Here is a 14,047-nt window from a genome sequence, read left to right on the forward strand (position 1 = left end):
AATGGGCAAGATCATCTGCACGGGCCTCGGCCCCGGCGACCCGGATCTGATGAGCCTGCGGGCGCATCGGGCGGTGGCTCAGGCGCGCCAGGTCGCCTATTTCCGCAAGGCCGGGCGGGCGGGCCAGGCGCGGCGCATCGTGAACGGATTGCTGCCGGAAGATGCCGTCGAACATGCGATGGAATACCCCGTGACAACCGAACTGCCCTTTGACAGCCCGGAGTATAACGAGGCCCTGGCGCGGTTTTATGACGACTGGGCGGCGCGGCTGAAAGGCTTGTCAGAGGCCTCGGATGTCGTGGTGCTTTGCGAGGGCGACCCGTTCTTCTACGGTTCTTTCATGCATCTTTACAGCCGCTTGTCCGGCGTTGTTGAGATGGAGATCATCCCCGGAATCACCGGCATGTCGGGCTGCTGGACGGCGACCGGCATGCCGATCACCTGGGGCGATGATGTGATGACGGTGCTGATGGGCACCTTGCCCGAGCCGGATCTGACCCGGCTGATGGGCCAGGCCGATGCGCTGGTGGTGATGAAGACCGGACGCAACCTGCCAAAGATCCGCCGGGCCTTGGAGGCTTCGGGCCGGCTCGACTCCGCCTGGCTGGTCGAGGCCGGGACCATGCCCAACCAGCGCATCCAGCGCCTGGTCGAGGCCGATGCCAGCCAATGCCCCTATTTCGCGATCGTCCTCGTCCACGGCCAAGGCCGCCGGCCGGAGATGGCGGAATGAGCGGTCGGCTGGACATCGTGGGCCTTGGCCCGGGCGCCAAGACGATGGTGACGCCCGAGGTCTCTGCCGCTTTGGCGCAGGCCACGGATATCGTCGGCTACATCCCCTATGTCGCGCGGATTGCGCCAAGGCCCGGGCTGACGCTGCACCCGTCCGACAACCGGGTGGAGCTGGATCGCGCGCGCCATGCTTTGGAAATGGCGCTGCAGGGTCAAAGGGTTGTGGTGGTTTCTTCAGGCGATCCGGGGGTCTTTGCCATGGCCTCGGCGGTCTTCGAGGCGCTGGAACTGATGCCCGAGGCGCAGGCTCTGCCCATCGCGGTTCTGCCTGGCATCACGGCGATGCTGGCGGCGGCGGCGGCGCTTGGCGCGCCTCTGGGGCATGATTTCTGCTGCATCAACCTTTCGGACAACCTCAAGCCCTGGGCCTTGATCGAGCGACGTCTGCGGCTGGCGGCAGAGGCGGATCTGGCGATGGCCTTTTATAACCCGCGCTCGGCCAGTCGGCCGGAGGGCTTTTCCAAGGCGCTGGAGGTTTTGCGTGCAAGTTGCGGGCCAGACAGGCTTATTTCCTTTGCGCGCGCCGTCTCTACGCCCGAGCAGAGCCTGCGCACCGTGGCCCTCGGCGCGGCCTTGCCCGAGATGGCGGATATGCGGACCGTGGTCATCCTCGGCAATTCGGCCACCCGAAGGGTCGGCGATTTCGTCTATACCCCAAGGTTCGCCGGATGAGACAGCCAGCGCAGCACCTCGGCCACCGTCTCGACCCGGGGTCGGTCCGGCACGGGCGGGCGGTCGATCATGATCACCGGCAGGCCAAGCGCGCGCGCGGCGTCGAGTTTCGCGCGGGCGCCGATGCCGCCGGCGTTCTTGGCGACGACATGGCTGACCCGATGCTCGCGCATCAGCGCCAGATCACCCTCAAGGGTAAAGGGCCCGCGCGCAATGATCGGGGTGCAGATCGGCAAAGGCAAAAGGCCGAGGGGTGGGTCGACCAGGCGCAAAATGTAATGATGCTGGGGACTTGCGGCGAAATCCTCAAGGTGTTGCCGTCCAATCGCGAGAAACACCCGGGCGAGGTCCTGTGGCAGGGCATCGACCGCGGCGGCGATGTCGGGAACCAGGGTCCAGCGATCCTCGGCCGTGGCGCGCCAGGGATCACGCCCCAGCGCGAGGAGGGGCAGGCCGGTTTCGGCTGCGGCCTCCACCGCGTGGCGGCTCATCTGGGCGGCGAAGGGATGGGTCGCATCGACGATATGGGTGATCGCCTCGGTCCGCAGGTACTCCACCAGCCCGCTGACGCCGCCAAAGCCGCCGATGCGGGCCGGCAGGGGCTGCACCTTGGGCGCATCGGTGCGCCCGGCGTAAGAGAAGATGGCCGGAACCCCTTGATCGGCCAAGGCTTTCGCCAAGTCAGAGGCTTCGGTGGTGCCGCCAAGCAAGAGGACACGGGTCATGGCTGAGCCTTGGGTTTCGATCATCGGTGTCAACGAGGATGGACCTTCTGGCCTGACCTCTGCAAGCCGTCAGGCGCTGGAACATGCGGAAATCGTCTTCGGCGCGCCGCGGCATCTGGCGCTTCTGGGGATCGAGGGGCAGGTCTGGCCGGTGCCCTTTTCGGTCGCGCCGGTTCTGGCGGCGCGGGGCAAGCGGGTGGCTGTGCTCGCTTCGGGCGATCCGTTCTGGTACGGGGCGGGCGGCTCGCTGGTCGGGCATCTGCGGGCCGATGAATGGGTCAGCTATCCTGCCTCTTCCACCTTTCAACTGGCCGCCAATGCGCTTGGCTGGCGGATGGAGGAGGTGCTTTGCCTTGGCCTTCACGCCGCACCGCTGACCCGGCTGCGCCCGGTCCTGGCGCGGGGGCAGCGGGTGATCTGCCTGTTGCGCGATGGGGCTGCGGTGGCGGAACTGGGGGCCTATCTTGGCGCGCAGGGTTTTGGCGCCTCGACACTTTGGGTCCTGGAATCCTTGGGCGGCGCGCGGCAGCGCATCGTCAAGATCGCGGCGCAAGAGGCGGGCGCGCAAGAGTTTTTCGCGCCGGTTGCCGTGGCGATCGACTGTGTGGGGCAGGGGCTGCCCCGCGCCTCCGGCCTGCCGGATACGCTCTTTGCCCATGACGGGCAGATCACCAAAAGGCCGGTGCGGGCGCTGACCCTTTCGGCCCTGGCCCCGCGTGGGGGTGAGGTTCTGTGGGATCTGGGCACGGGCTCGGGCAGTGTTTCGATCGAGTTTCTGCTGGCGGCGCCGGGCAGCACCGCCCATGCGGTCGAGGTTGACCCGACCCGTGGTGCGCGTGCGGAGGAAAACGCCGCCGCCTTCGGTCTGGCGCATCGCTGGACGCTGTACCTCGGCTCCGCGCCCGAGGTTTTGTCTGGTCTGCCGACGCCGGATGTGGTCTTCGTGGGGGGCGGCGCCTCTGCGGCGCTGGTCAAGGCGCTCTGGGCCTTGCTGCCCGCGGGCGCCCGGCTGGTGATGAACGCGGTGACGCTGGAGACCGAGGCGCTGCTTTACGCCTGGCATGGCGAAAAGGGCGGCGATCTGATGCGGATCGATGTGGCCGAGGCCGGCGCCTTGGGGTCAAAGCGGGGCTGGGAGCTGTCGCGCCCGGTGGTGCAATGGAGTGTGGTCAGATGAGGGTGGCAGGCTTGGGCTTTCGGCGCGGCGCTTCGGCGGAAAGCTTGCGGGCGGCGCTGGCCCTGGTGGGCAAGTTCGACGTTCTGGCGACGGCCGAGGACAAGCTGCGCGAACCGGGATTGGTGAGGCTGGCGCAGGAGTTGGGCGTGAAAGTTCACGGGGTTTCGCGGGCTGATCTGGCCGCGCAGGGCATCGAGGGTTCCGCCAAGGTGATGGCGGAATATGGCACGGGCTCGGTTTCCGAGGCCTCGGCCCTGGCGGTGGCGGGGCCGGGGGCGCAGCTCGTCTCGACCCGGCGGACCGGGCCGGACGGGATGGCGGTGGCCGCAGTGGCAGAGGGTCGGGCATGACGGTGCATTTCATCGGCGCGGGGCCGGGGGCGGCCGATCTGCTGACCCTGCGCGGGCGCGATCTGATCGCCTCCTCGCCGGTCTGCCTTTATGCCGGGTCCTTGGTGCCCGAGGGGGTTCTGGCGCATTGTCCGGCGGGCTGCCGGATCGTCAACACGGCGGCGATGTCGCTGGATGCGATCGTGGCCGAGATTGCCGCGGCCGATGCGGCGGGTCTGGATGTGGCGCGGCTGCATTCGGGCGATCTGTCGGTCTGGTCGGCGATGGGCGAGCAGTTGCGCCGGCTGCGCGCTTTGGGGATCGCTTATGATGTGACGCCGGGGGTGCCTTCCTTTGCGGCCTCGGCTGCGGCTTTGGGGGTGGAGCTGACGCTGCCGGGCCTCGCACAGAGCGTGATCCTGACCCGCACCTCGGGCCGGGCTTCGGCGATGCCGGAGGGTGAGACCTTGGCCGCCTTTGCCGCGACGGGGGCGACGCTGGCCATTCACCTTTCGGTCCATGCCCTGGGGCAGGTTGTGGCGGAGCTTACACCGTACTATGGCGGCGATTGCCCGGTGGCGGTGGTCTGGCGCGCGACCTGGCCGGACCAGCGGATCGTGCGGGGGAACTTGTCGAGCATCGAGGCCGATGTCGGGCCGGAGATCGACCGCACCGCCCTCATTCTGGTCGGCAAGGCCTTGGCGGCAGAGGGTTTTGACGAAAGTCGCCTCTATGCCGACGACTACGACCGCCGCTATCGCCCGCGCGGCACTGCGCCCCGGTTTCCGGAATGACCGGCGGGGTGATCATCTCGGCCCCGGCTTCGGGCAGCGGCAAGACCTTGCTGACGCTGGGCCTCGCGCGGGCCTTCACGGCGCGTGGGCTGAAGGTGCAATGTTTCAAATCCGGGCCGGATTACATCGACCCGGCCTTTCACCGGGCGGCGACGGGGCGCGAGTCCTTCAACCTTGATTCCTGGGCCATGACGGCGCCGATGGTGGCGGGGCTGCTCGGCAAGGGCGCGGGTGCCGATCTGGTGATTGCCGAAGGCTCGATGGGGCTGCATGACGGCGTGGCCTTGCCGGGCGAATGGGGGCGGGGGGCGAGTGCCGATCTGGCCTTGCACCTCGATTGGCCGGTGGTTCTGGTGATCGACGCTTCCGGTCAGGCGCAGACGGCGGGGGCGGTGGCGCTGGGGCTTTTGGCCTATCGGCCGGGCTTGCGGCTGGCAGGGGTGGTGCTGAACAAGGTCGCCTCGCCACGGCATGAGAAACTGCTCCGCGCCGGGATCGAGGCGGCGGGCATTCGCGTTCTGGGGGCCTTGCCGCGTCTGGCCTCGGTCGAACTGCCGGAGCGGCATCTGGGGCTGGTCCAGGCCGAGGAGCTGCCGGAGCTGGATCATCTGCTGGACGAGGCGGCCAAACTGGTGGCGGCGCATGTCGATCTGGCGGCGGTTCTGGCGGCGGCAGGCGTGATGCCGGAGGCTTCCGCCCCCCTGCGCCTGACGCCGCCGGGGCAGCGGATTGCCTTGGCGCGGGATGAGGCGTTTTCCTTTATCTATCCGCATCTTGTCGATGGTTGGCGCCGAGCCGGGGCCGAGGTTCTGCCCTTCTCCCCCCTCGCTGACGAGGCCCCGCCTGAGGCCGATGTCTGCTGGCTGCCGGGGGGCTATCCCGAACTGCATGGCGCGACCTTGGCCCAAGCGGAGCGGTTTCGCGCCGGGTTGCTGGGCTTTGCGGGCCGCATCCATGGCGAATGCGGCGGCTATATGGTGCTGGGCGAGGCGCTGATCGACAAAGCGGGTCAGCGGCACCGGATGGCCGGGTTGCTCGGCCTTGTCACCAGTTTTGAAAAGCGGCGAATGCATCTGGGTTATCGCCTGGCGACTTTGCTCGCGCCGATGCCGGGGCAGGGTGCCGGGGCACGGCTGCGCGGGCATGAATTCCACTACTCCACCATCCTCGCCCAGCCCGACGCGCCTTTGGCCAAGGTTCAGGACGCCGAAGGGGCGGAGGTGGCCGAGGCCGGGTCTTGGCGCGGCCGGGTGTCGGGGTCCTATTTCCATCTGATTGCCGGGGCATCATGAGCGGTTTCGTGTCTTTCGTCTCTTCCGGCCCGGGCGACCCCGAGCTTCTGACCGTCAGGGCGCTGAAGCGGATCGAGGGCGCGGATGCGGTGCTGTTCGATGACCTTTCGTCGGGCCCGATCCTCGCCCATGCCAAGGCCGGGGTCGATCTGGTGGCGGTCGGAAAACGGGCAGGGCGGGTGTCGCCGAAACAGGATCAGGTCAGCCGCCTGCTGGTCGATTACGCGCTGTCGGGGCAAAAGGTGGTGCGGCTGAAATCGGGCGATAGCGGGCTGTTTGGCCGGCTGGAGGAGGAGATCGAGGCCTGCCGCGCGGCGGGCGTCGGATTCGAGATCGTGCCGGGCGTCACCTCCGCCTCGGCGGCGGCGGCGGCGGCGGGAATACCGCTGACGCGCAGGCTGACGGCGCGGCGGGTGCAGTTCGTGACCGGGCACGATGTCTCGGGCGGGCTGCCGGCGGATCTGAACATCGCAGCCTTGGCCGACCCGCAGGCGACGACGGTGATTTTCATGGGAAAACGGACCTTTGCGGCGCTCTCTTCAAAGCTGATCGCAGCCGGCCTGCCGGGAGAGACGCCGGCACTTCTGGCCGAAAGCGTCTCGACCCCGGAACAAAGGCTCAGCCGGGCGACGGTGGCGACGCTGGGCGCCGCCCTGGCCGAGGCGAGCGATGGCCCGGCGCTGATCCTGATCGGCCCCTTGATGGAGGGGATCTGACCCCTACCGAAGTTGGGCGCGGCCCTACCCGAAGATGTCGCGCAAGCGCCGGATCTGCCGCTTTCGGCGCTTGACCCCGAGGCAGATTCCCTGCCAAATGAAGGGGCAAGGTGTCCCATGCACAAAGTGTGGGGACTGAAACGGGAATGCGGACGGATGGACCCGAAGGGGCATCCCAAACCGCAACCGCCCCCGCGACTGTATGCGGCGAGCGGCCTCCAGATGCCACTGACGGGCAACCGTTGGGAAGGCGGAAGGCTGCTGTGACCCGCGAGTCAGGAGACCGGCCCTGCGTGGTTGAAACAAGGCCGTCGGGTGTGACGGCACAGGAGATGAAGATGATGTTGACCCAAACCACCACCGCCGCACGTTCCTCGACCCTGCTGCAGTCGGTTTTCGTGGCGCTGATCGGTGCGACGCTGGTGTTCGCGGCGGGCTTTGCCCATAGCCAGACCCTGCACGACGCCGCCCATGACGCGCGCCACTCGACCGGGTTCCCCTGCCACTGAGGCAGGCCAACTTCCCAAGATGAAACATATGCTGTCCAGCGCGTTGTTCGCTGGCTTTGCGGCGGGGTTGCTGTGCGCCCTGCTGCAATTTCTTTTGGTCGAGCCGAAAATCCTTTTGGCCGAGCGGTATGAATCTGGCGAACTCGTTCATTTTCAAGGCGCTGCGGCCGAAGCTTCACATGACCACGCGATGCCGGGCATGGAAATGCCCGCCACCGATGCCACCGCAGAACCGGCTGACCATGACCATGGCCACGCGCATGGGGCAGGGGAAGAGACCTCTCCGACCCAGCGGCACCTGTTGACGGTGCTGTTCACCGTGCTGACCTATTGCGGCTATGGGCTGCTTCTGATCGCCGGCATCCAGATTGCCGAGGGTCTGGGCCTGACGATCGGCCCGGTTCAGGGCCTGCTTTGGGGTCTTGCGGGCTTTCTGGCCTTCCAGCTGATGCCCGCGCTCGGGCTGGAACCGGAGCTGCCTGGCACGCCCGCCGCCGATCTGGACGCGCGCCAGATCTGGTGGGCCGCAACCGCGGTCTGCACCATCATCGGCCTCTGGTTCATGGCCTATGGCGCGGCGGTCTGGCAAAAGGCCCTTGGACTCGTGGTGCTGGTCGCCCCGCATGTCTGGGGCGCACCGGAGCTGGAAGGCTTCGGCGGCGTCGTGCCGCCCGAGCTTGCCTCGTCCTTCGCCGCGCGCTCGCTGGCGGTGGGTCTGGTGACCTGGGCGGTGCTCGGCAGCCTGACCGTGAAGTTCTGGCATCAGGAGCCGGCCAAGTGAAACATCTGACCCTGATCGGCATCGGCACCGGCAACCCTGACCATCTGACGCTTCAGGCGGTCAAGGCGCTGAACGCGGTCGATCTGGTGATGATCCCGAGAAAAGGCGACAGCAAGGCCGATCTGGCCGAGCTGCGCCGCGCGATCTGCGCCGAGGTGGTGACCAACCCCGCGGTGCAGATCGTCGAGTTCGACCTGCCGGTGCGTGACGCCGAAAACCCGAGCTATCAGACCGGCGTCAACGACTGGCACGACGCGATCGCTGCCGTCTGGCAAGCCACGATGGCGGCGCATCCGGCTTCATCGGTTGCCTTGCTGGTCTGGGGCGATCCGTCGCTTTACGACAGCACCTTGCGGATCGCAGCACGGCTCAGCGATGTGAGCGTCACCGTGGTGCCCGGCATCACCTCGATCCAGGCGCTGACCGCGTCCCATGCGATGCCGCTGAACGAGATCGGCGCCGCCGTCACCATCACCACCGGCCGCCAGCTTCTGGACGGCTGGCCTGAGGGCGCCGATACGCTGGTTATCATGCTGGATGGCAAGTGTTCCTTCCAGGCGCTTGATCCGGCAGGCATTTCCATCTGGTGGGGCGCCTATGTCGGCATGAAGGAAGAGATCATCCTTGCCGGCGATCTGGCCGAGATCGGCCCGAAGATCATCGAAACCCGCGCCGCAGCCCGGGCTGCGCATGGCTGGATCATGGATATCTACATCCTCCGCCGCAGCCGGGCATAACTGCACTTTTTACATAATATAGATTATCGGATAATCCTGTCCGAAAAACCCCCGCTGCCCCCGCTTCGGGTTTTCCCCTGCCTTCAGGGGTTTTTCACGCCATCCTCGACCAGCGCCGCGGCCTCGCGAAGAAGACGCTGGATATGTTCGCCCGAGGGTCGATCCGTCTGGGCCTCGGTCAGGATGCGCAAGGCGGCGCTGGGTTCGCCGGCGACGAGCAGCATCTGGCCAATGTCGCGCAACAGATCGGCGCGTCGGTCGGCGGCGTAGTCGCGGTCCGGCGGGAACAACTGTGCGACCAGCGGCTTGGCCCTCGGCGGCGCACCTTGGGTCTTGCCCAGACGCTCGGCCAGAAGCTTTTCGGCGCTGCTCAGCCGGACCGGCGGCATCGGCTGCAGGCTGGGCGGGATCGTGATGGCAGAAACCGCCAGACAATCGCGCAGGATCAGGCCCTCGATCTCGATCTCGGCGGCGTTGAGCGTGCTGTTCTTGGCATGGGCCAGCAGGATCGGCGCCGTGGGAGCCTCGTCCTTGCGGCAGACCCGCAAGGTGATCCGGCGGGCGGTGAAAGGCTGCGGGTTGGGCGCCAGCGAGTGGAAGAAGGACAGGATCTGGTTTTCCGGGATACCGGCAAAGCGGAAGTCGAAATGCCGGGTCTCGCCGCCGTCGATGGTGACCTCGACCAGGGCCGAACAGGCGGTGACATTGACGGCAAAGCCGATCAGCTCTTGCGGGGTCTTGAAATCGAAGCTGATCGCCTGATCGGCGGTGAGCCGGACATAGCGTTTCGAGAAGAGCGAGTTCTGCCGCGCCACCGGCTGCCCGCCCTCTGCGGCGAGAAAGCTGTAGGGATATTTCCGCACCCGCTTGGGGCTGCGCGTCTCGGGCGTGAGGGTCTCGAGCAGGCTTTGCAGCTGGCAGGCGATGATCTCGGCCAGATCGGCGGCGATGTGGCTGGCATCGGAAAACAGCGCCTCGGGCGGGCAGCGGGTCAGCGGGCGCAGCGCCTCGAGCACGGAGTAACCGTCGAGCAGCGGCAGCTTCTGGTCCGCGGCGATCTTGCGCAGCATCCGGCGCAGCAGCCCGATTTCGGGGACCTCGCTGTTGACCGGCAGGATCAGGATCACCGGCTGGATGCCCCGCTCTTTGAGATACGCCGCCGCGTCGATCAGGTGGCGCGCGACCCTGTCCTGCGAGATGGCGCCGGAGCGGATCAGCCAGACATCGTTCACGCTGGTTTCGAGGAGCGCCACGCCATAGGCCGAAAGGTCATGCTGGCTCAGCACATAGGGCAAGAGGATGTTGGGGCTGCCACCGACCGAGTAATTGTCGAAGCCGTCCAGATGCGAGATTTTGCGCAGGGTTTGCAGATAGTTCTGCTTCATCAGGCTGTTAGAGGTGCCGATCACCGCACATTTCATCGCGTCACTCCAGGGCGTTCCGGGTCTTGCAGGCGGATCGCATCGCGCGCCACCTTCTGGCAAGTCGCGGGCGGGGTCAATGCGACGGGCCCTGCCCCATTGCGGTTCGGGCGCAGAAGGCCTTTTATCTGGGCATGGAAAATCTGGATATCTTCATGCGCTTGGGCGTCAGCCTCGGCATCGGGCTTCTGACCGGGATCGAGCGGGGCTGGGATCTGCGCAGCGGCGGTCCGGGGCAGAATGCCTCGGGGGTGCGCAGCTATGCGCTGGCCGGGCTGATGGGCGGGGTCAGCGGGATATTGGGGCAGAGTCTCGGTTCTGGCACGGGTGTGGTGCTGGTCGCGGCGGTCTTCCTGGCCTTTGCCGCGGTCTTTGCCGCCTTCGAATGGCGCGAGAGTGCGGCGAGCGGCAGCACCAGCGTGACCTCGACCCTGGCCGGGCTTTTGACCTTTCTTCTGGGCCTTCTGTCGGCCCTGGGCGATATGCAGGTGGCGGTGGCGGTGGCGATCGTGGCGGCGGGGCTGATGGCGCTGCGCGAGGTCTTGCATGCCTGGGTCAAGGCGCTGACTGCGGCCGAGATCCGCGACGGGCTGATCCTCTTGGCGATGGCTTTCCTTCTGTTGCCGCTGCTGCCGGAAAAGCCGGTCGATCCCTGGGGCCTGTTGAACCTGCGCGAGGTCTGGGTGATGGCGACGATGATCGCCGGGGTCTCGTTCCTCGGCTATATCGCGGTGCGGGGCCTCGGGCCGCGCTGGGGGGTGCTGGTGACGGCGGCGGCGGGCGGGCTTGCGTCCTCGACCGCGACCACGGCGAGCCTGGCGCGGATGGCGGTCTCGTCCGGGACCCCTGCCCGGCTTCTGGTCGCCGGCATGCTGGTGGCGGGGATCGTCATGCAGATCCGGGTTCTGGTGCTGGCCCTGGTGCTGCAGGCCGGGCTTTTGCCGCTGCTGCTGCCGCCCTTGCTGGCGGGGGTCGTCTCCACGCTGGCGATGGCGGTCTGGATGGCGCGCAGTCCGGCTGATCGTGGCGCGGGGGCGCAGGTGACGCCGGCGCTTGGCATCCGCAGCCCGCTGGACCTGATGGGGGCCCTGCGGATGGCGGGTGTGATTGCACTGGTGATCCTGGTGGCGGGCCTCGTGCAGCGCCAGTTCGGCACGGCGGGGCTTTACATCGTGGCGGCGATTTCGGGGATTGCCGATGTCGACGCGATCACGATTTCCTCGGCGCGGATGGTGGGGGACCCGCAAGCCTCGGCCACGGCGATCCTGATCGCGGTGGCGGTCAATTCCTGTTCCAAGGCGCTGATCGCGGCCTGGATCGGGCGGCCGGTGATCGGGGTGCGCTTCCTGATCCCGACGCTGATCGGCATTGCGGTGGCCTTTGGCGTCTACCTCGTCCTGCCATGAAAAAGGGCCGGAGGAGACCTCCGACCCTTCTGTATCTTGAGGCGGGGGCGAGGCCCCTGCCCGGCTTGAGCCTTTGAAACTTAGGCCTGAACCATCTTCGCCACTTCGGCGGCGAAGTCTTCTTTTTCCTTCTCGACGCCTTCGCCAACCATCACGCGGGCATAGCCGGTGATTTCGACGCCAGCGTCCTTGGCAGCCTGTTCCACAGTCACGTCGGGGTTGATCACGAACTGCTGACCGAGCAGCGTGTTCTCCGACAGGAAGCGTTTCATGCGGCCCGGGATGATGTTGTTGTGGATCACGGCATCGGGCTTCGGCTTGGCGGAGGCGGCGTTTTCTTCCAGCGCCTTGGCGGTCTGCACGGCCAGTTCACGCTCGACCACGACCGGGTCCAGCGTGGCTTCCGACAAGGACAGCGGCGCGGTGGCGGCGATGTGCATGGCGAATTGCTTGCCGATTTCCTGGGCCTTGGCGGTATCACCCTTCAGGGCGACCAGAACGCCGATCTTGCCCATGCCGTCGGTGGCCGAGTTGTGGACGTAAGACACAACGGTGTCGCCTTCCAGAACGTGCATCCGGCGCAGGGTCATATTCTCGCCGATGCGGGCGATGGCGCCGTTGATCGCAGTCTCGACCGGCTCGCCGTTGAGATGCGAGGCGCGCAGGACTTCGATGTTCTCGCCGGTTTCCAGGGCGACGCGGGTCACTTCGCGGACCAGGGTCTGGAAGTCGGGGTTCTTGGCGACGAAGTCGGTTTCCGAGTTGATCTCGACAGCCACGCCGCGGCCATCGGAGACGGCCACGCCGACGAGGCCTTCGGCGGCGACGCGGTCGGCCTTCTTGGCGGCTTTGGCCAGGCCCTTGGTGCGCAGCCAGTCCACGGCGGCTTCCATGTTGCCTTCGGTTTCAACCAGCGCCTTCTTGGCGTCCATCATGCCTGCGCCGGTGGTTTCGCGCAGCTCTTTCACCATTTGTGCGGTGACGGTCATGTTAGTCTCCATGTTCCTGAAATGGCAGCGAGCGGGATCTACCCCCGCCCGATACCAGAATTATGAAGCTGGCCCCGCAATGGCTCGCGGAGCCAAGGAAGATCAGGCCTCAGCGACGGCGTCTTCGACCGGCGCTTCGTCCAGCGCGCCAAGGTCGACACCGGCAGCACCCATCTGGGCGGTCATGCCGTCCAGCGCCGCACGGGAGACGAGGTCGCAGTAGAGCGCGATGGCGCGGCTGGCGTCGTCGTTGCCGGGGATGATGAAGTCCACATCCTTGGGCGAGTTGTTGGTGTCAACGATGCCGACGACCGGGATGCCCAGCTTCTTGGCTTCGGTGATGGCCAGGGCCTCTTTGCCAACGTCGATGACGAAGAGCAGGTCCGGCGTGCCGCCCATTTCACGGATGCCGCCGAGCGAAGCCTGCAGTTTGCCCTGCTCGCGTTCCATGTTCAGACGCTCTTTCTTGGTCAGGCCTTCGGCCCCGCCAGCCAGGATCTCGTCCAGCGCCTTGAGGCGGGCGATCGAGTTCTGGATGGTTTTCCAGTTGGTCAGCGTGCCGCCGAGCCAGCGGTGGTTCATGTAGTACTGCGCGCACTTTTCAGCCGATTCCGCGATCGACTTCTGAGCTTGCCGCTTGGTGCCCACGAACAGGATCCGGCCGCCCTTGGCGACGGTGTCGCGCACGGCTTTCAGCGCCGCGTCGAGCATCGGCACGGTCTGGGTCAGATCGAGGATGTGAATGCCATTGCGATCGCCGTAGATGAACTCGCCCATGCGGGGGTTCCAACGGGCGGTCTGGTGACCATAGTGAACGCCAGCTTCCAAGAGCTGACGCATGGTGAATTCGGGAAGCGCCATGTCCATTTCCTTTTCCGGTTTGCGCCGCAGCAGATGTTTCAGGGTTTCCCCAACCGGTGGACCTTGAAGGATTTCTCCCCCCAAGGCCCGCATCTGCCTGTGAAGTGAGGGGCTGTTACTGCACCCTCCCCGCGGATGCAAGCATCTTCTTAGCCCGAATGCCGGGCAATCCACAGGGCAAAGGGCGCAAGATCCTCCAGCAGGGCGGAGAGCTTCGGCACGCATTCCGCGGTGAAAAGCCAGTCGGGATAGGGGCGATGGTCCAGCGTGCGCGCCACCAGATGCTTACGGCGCAGAAGGTGGTCCCAGTCCGCGCCCGCAGGCAGACCCGCTGGCACGCGGGCCAGATCGGGCGGGGTCAGCTGCGCGCCCTGCCCTTCGAGGCGCTCAAGGAGCGACAGGAATGTCGCGCGCTCCGCCGCGTCGCAGAAGGCGGCGCGCAGCTGCGCCAGACCGGCGGGCGCGATCCCGTAATGACCGGCACCAAAGCCGAAGCCGCGCTCCGAGACGACCAGATGCACGCCCGGCCCCTTGTTGAAGCCGGGGCCGGTCGACAGGATCAGGTGCAGCTCTGTGTGATAGGGCGCCTTGTCGGCCGAAAACCGCACATCGCGGTGGATGCGCCGGACCGAGGCGTTGAGCCTTGGCACCGCCATCAGCCCCAGCGCCGCCGCGGGCGCCGAAAGCGCCGCCACAAGGTCGAGCGCGGGGCGCAGCCAGAGCGCCTCGTAGGCGTCGCGGTGCGCCTCGAACCAGTCGCGGCTGTTGTGGGCGTGCAGATCGGCGAGATAGGCGGGCAAGGCCCGGGGCAGTGCAACGCCGGGCGGGACGGGTTCGGGCATCGCT

At 66.8% G+C, this 14,047-nt stretch carries 16 protein-coding genes and 1 riboswitch; of the genes, 11 read left to right on the forward strand and 5 right to left on the reverse strand.

Annotated features, from left to right (window positions below; all coding sequences use genetic code 11):
• Position 1: 1 nt before the first annotated feature.
• Together AC1DZT_RS21205 and cobJ are read left to right on the forward strand one after the other, a co-directional pair.
• Positions 2-733, forward strand: coding sequence for a precorrin-2 C(20)-methyltransferase (locus AC1DZT_RS21205; RefSeq protein WP_478008643.1), 732 nt, complete (start codon positions 2-4; stop codon positions 731-733).
• Positions 730-1,464 (forward strand): precorrin-3B C(17)-methyltransferase, encoded by a 735-nt coding sequence (gene cobJ / locus AC1DZT_RS21210; protein WP_478008644.1) that lies wholly within the window; start codon positions 730-732, stop codon positions 1,462-1,464. The genes AC1DZT_RS21205 and cobJ overlap by 4 nt, the downstream gene beginning before the upstream one ends.
• Here cobJ and AC1DZT_RS21215 read toward each other — a convergent pair.
• Positions 1,440-2,189 (reverse strand): cobalt-precorrin-6A reductase, encoded by a 750-nt coding sequence (locus AC1DZT_RS21215; RefSeq protein WP_478008645.1) that lies wholly within the window; start codon positions 2,187-2,189, stop codon positions 1,440-1,442. The two genes, cobJ and AC1DZT_RS21215, sit on opposite strands and share 25 nt — an antisense overlap.
• Here AC1DZT_RS21215 and cbiE point away from each other — a divergent pair.
• From cbiE to cobF, 8 genes are all read left to right on the forward strand, one after another.
• On the forward strand, positions 2,188-3,366 hold the full coding sequence (cbiE, locus tag AC1DZT_RS21220; protein ID WP_478008646.1) for a precorrin-6y C5,15-methyltransferase (decarboxylating) subunit CbiE: 1,179 nt from the start codon (positions 2,188-2,190) through the stop codon (positions 3,364-3,366). The two genes, AC1DZT_RS21215 and cbiE, sit on opposite strands and share 2 nt — an antisense overlap.
• Positions 3,363-3,716 carry a cobalamin biosynthesis protein gene (locus AC1DZT_RS21225; protein WP_478008647.1) on the forward strand — a complete coding sequence of 118 codons (354 nt, stop codon included), beginning with the start codon at positions 3,363-3,365 and terminating at the stop codon, positions 3,714-3,716. Before cbiE ends, AC1DZT_RS21225 begins: the two co-directional genes overlap by 4 nt.
• Positions 3,713-4,489, forward strand: a complete 777-nt coding sequence (cobM, locus tag AC1DZT_RS21230; protein ID WP_478008648.1) for a precorrin-4 C(11)-methyltransferase — start codon at positions 3,713-3,715, stop codon at positions 4,487-4,489. Before AC1DZT_RS21225 ends, cobM begins: the two co-directional genes overlap by 4 nt.
• The gene (locus AC1DZT_RS21235) at positions 4,486-5,781 is read left to right on the forward strand and encodes a cobyrinate a,c-diamide synthase (protein WP_478008649.1); all 1,296 of its coding nucleotides are present in this window, start codon (positions 4,486-4,488) and stop codon (positions 5,779-5,781) included. The genes cobM and AC1DZT_RS21235 overlap by 4 nt, the downstream gene beginning before the upstream one ends.
• Complete coding sequence (gene cobA / locus AC1DZT_RS21240) at positions 5,778-6,497, forward strand: uroporphyrinogen-III C-methyltransferase (RefSeq protein WP_478008650.1); 720 nt, start codon at positions 5,778-5,780, stop codon at positions 6,495-6,497. The genes AC1DZT_RS21235 and cobA overlap by 4 nt, the downstream gene beginning before the upstream one ends.
• 91 nt (positions 6,498-6,588) lie before the next feature.
• Positions 6,589-6,803, forward strand: a riboswitch (cobalamin riboswitch).
• A 32-nt stretch (positions 6,804-6,835) separates the two neighbouring features.
• Positions 6,836-7,006, forward strand: coding sequence for a CbtB domain-containing protein (locus AC1DZT_RS21245; protein WP_478008651.1), 171 nt, complete (start codon positions 6,836-6,838; stop codon positions 7,004-7,006).
• A gap of 28 nt (positions 7,007-7,034) precedes the next feature.
• Positions 7,035-7,787, forward strand: coding sequence for a CbtA family protein (locus AC1DZT_RS21250; RefSeq protein WP_478008652.1), 753 nt, complete (start codon positions 7,035-7,037; stop codon positions 7,785-7,787).
• A complete protein-coding gene (gene cobF / locus AC1DZT_RS21255; protein ID WP_478008653.1) occupies positions 7,784-8,524 on the forward strand; it encodes a precorrin-6A synthase (deacetylating) in 741 nt (246 codons plus the stop codon). Before AC1DZT_RS21250 ends, cobF begins: the two co-directional genes overlap by 4 nt.
• 83 nt (positions 8,525-8,607) lie before the next feature.
• Here cobF and AC1DZT_RS21260 read toward each other — a convergent pair whose 3' ends face one another.
• On the reverse strand, positions 8,608-9,945 hold the full coding sequence (locus AC1DZT_RS21260) for a hypothetical protein (protein WP_478008654.1): 1,338 nt from the start codon (positions 9,943-9,945) through the stop codon (positions 8,608-8,610).
• A gap of 155 nt (positions 9,946-10,100) precedes the next feature.
• Here AC1DZT_RS21260 and AC1DZT_RS21265 point away from each other — a divergent pair, with 155 nt between their 5' ends.
• Positions 10,101-11,351: an MgtC/SapB family protein gene (locus tag AC1DZT_RS21265; protein ID WP_478008655.1), complete on the forward strand. Its 1,251-nt coding sequence runs from the start codon at positions 10,101-10,103 to the stop codon at positions 11,349-11,351.
• An 80-nt stretch (positions 11,352-11,431) separates the two neighbouring features.
• On the opposite strand, the gene tsf is transcribed toward AC1DZT_RS21265, so the two are convergent.
• The 3 genes from tsf to AC1DZT_RS21280 all read right to left on the reverse strand — a co-directional run bounded on the left by tsf (position 11,432) and on the right by AC1DZT_RS21280 (position 14,043).
• Positions 11,432-12,340: a translation elongation factor Ts gene (gene tsf / locus AC1DZT_RS21270; protein WP_478008656.1), complete on the reverse strand. Its 909-nt coding sequence runs from the start codon at positions 12,338-12,340 to the stop codon at positions 11,432-11,434.
• Between the two features lie 102 nt (positions 12,341-12,442).
• Positions 12,443-13,207 (reverse strand): 30S ribosomal protein S2, encoded by a 765-nt coding sequence (rpsB, locus tag AC1DZT_RS21275; RefSeq protein ID WP_478008657.1) that lies wholly within the window; start codon positions 13,205-13,207, stop codon positions 12,443-12,445.
• Positions 13,208-13,350: 143 nt separating this feature from the next.
• On the reverse strand, positions 13,351-14,043 hold the full coding sequence (locus AC1DZT_RS21280; protein WP_478008658.1) for a DUF2461 family protein: 693 nt from the start codon (positions 14,041-14,043) through the stop codon (positions 13,351-13,353).
• Between the last annotated feature and the right edge of the window lie 4 nt (positions 14,044-14,047).

The organism is Rhodobacter sp. P1_C2 (assembly GCF_056406375.1).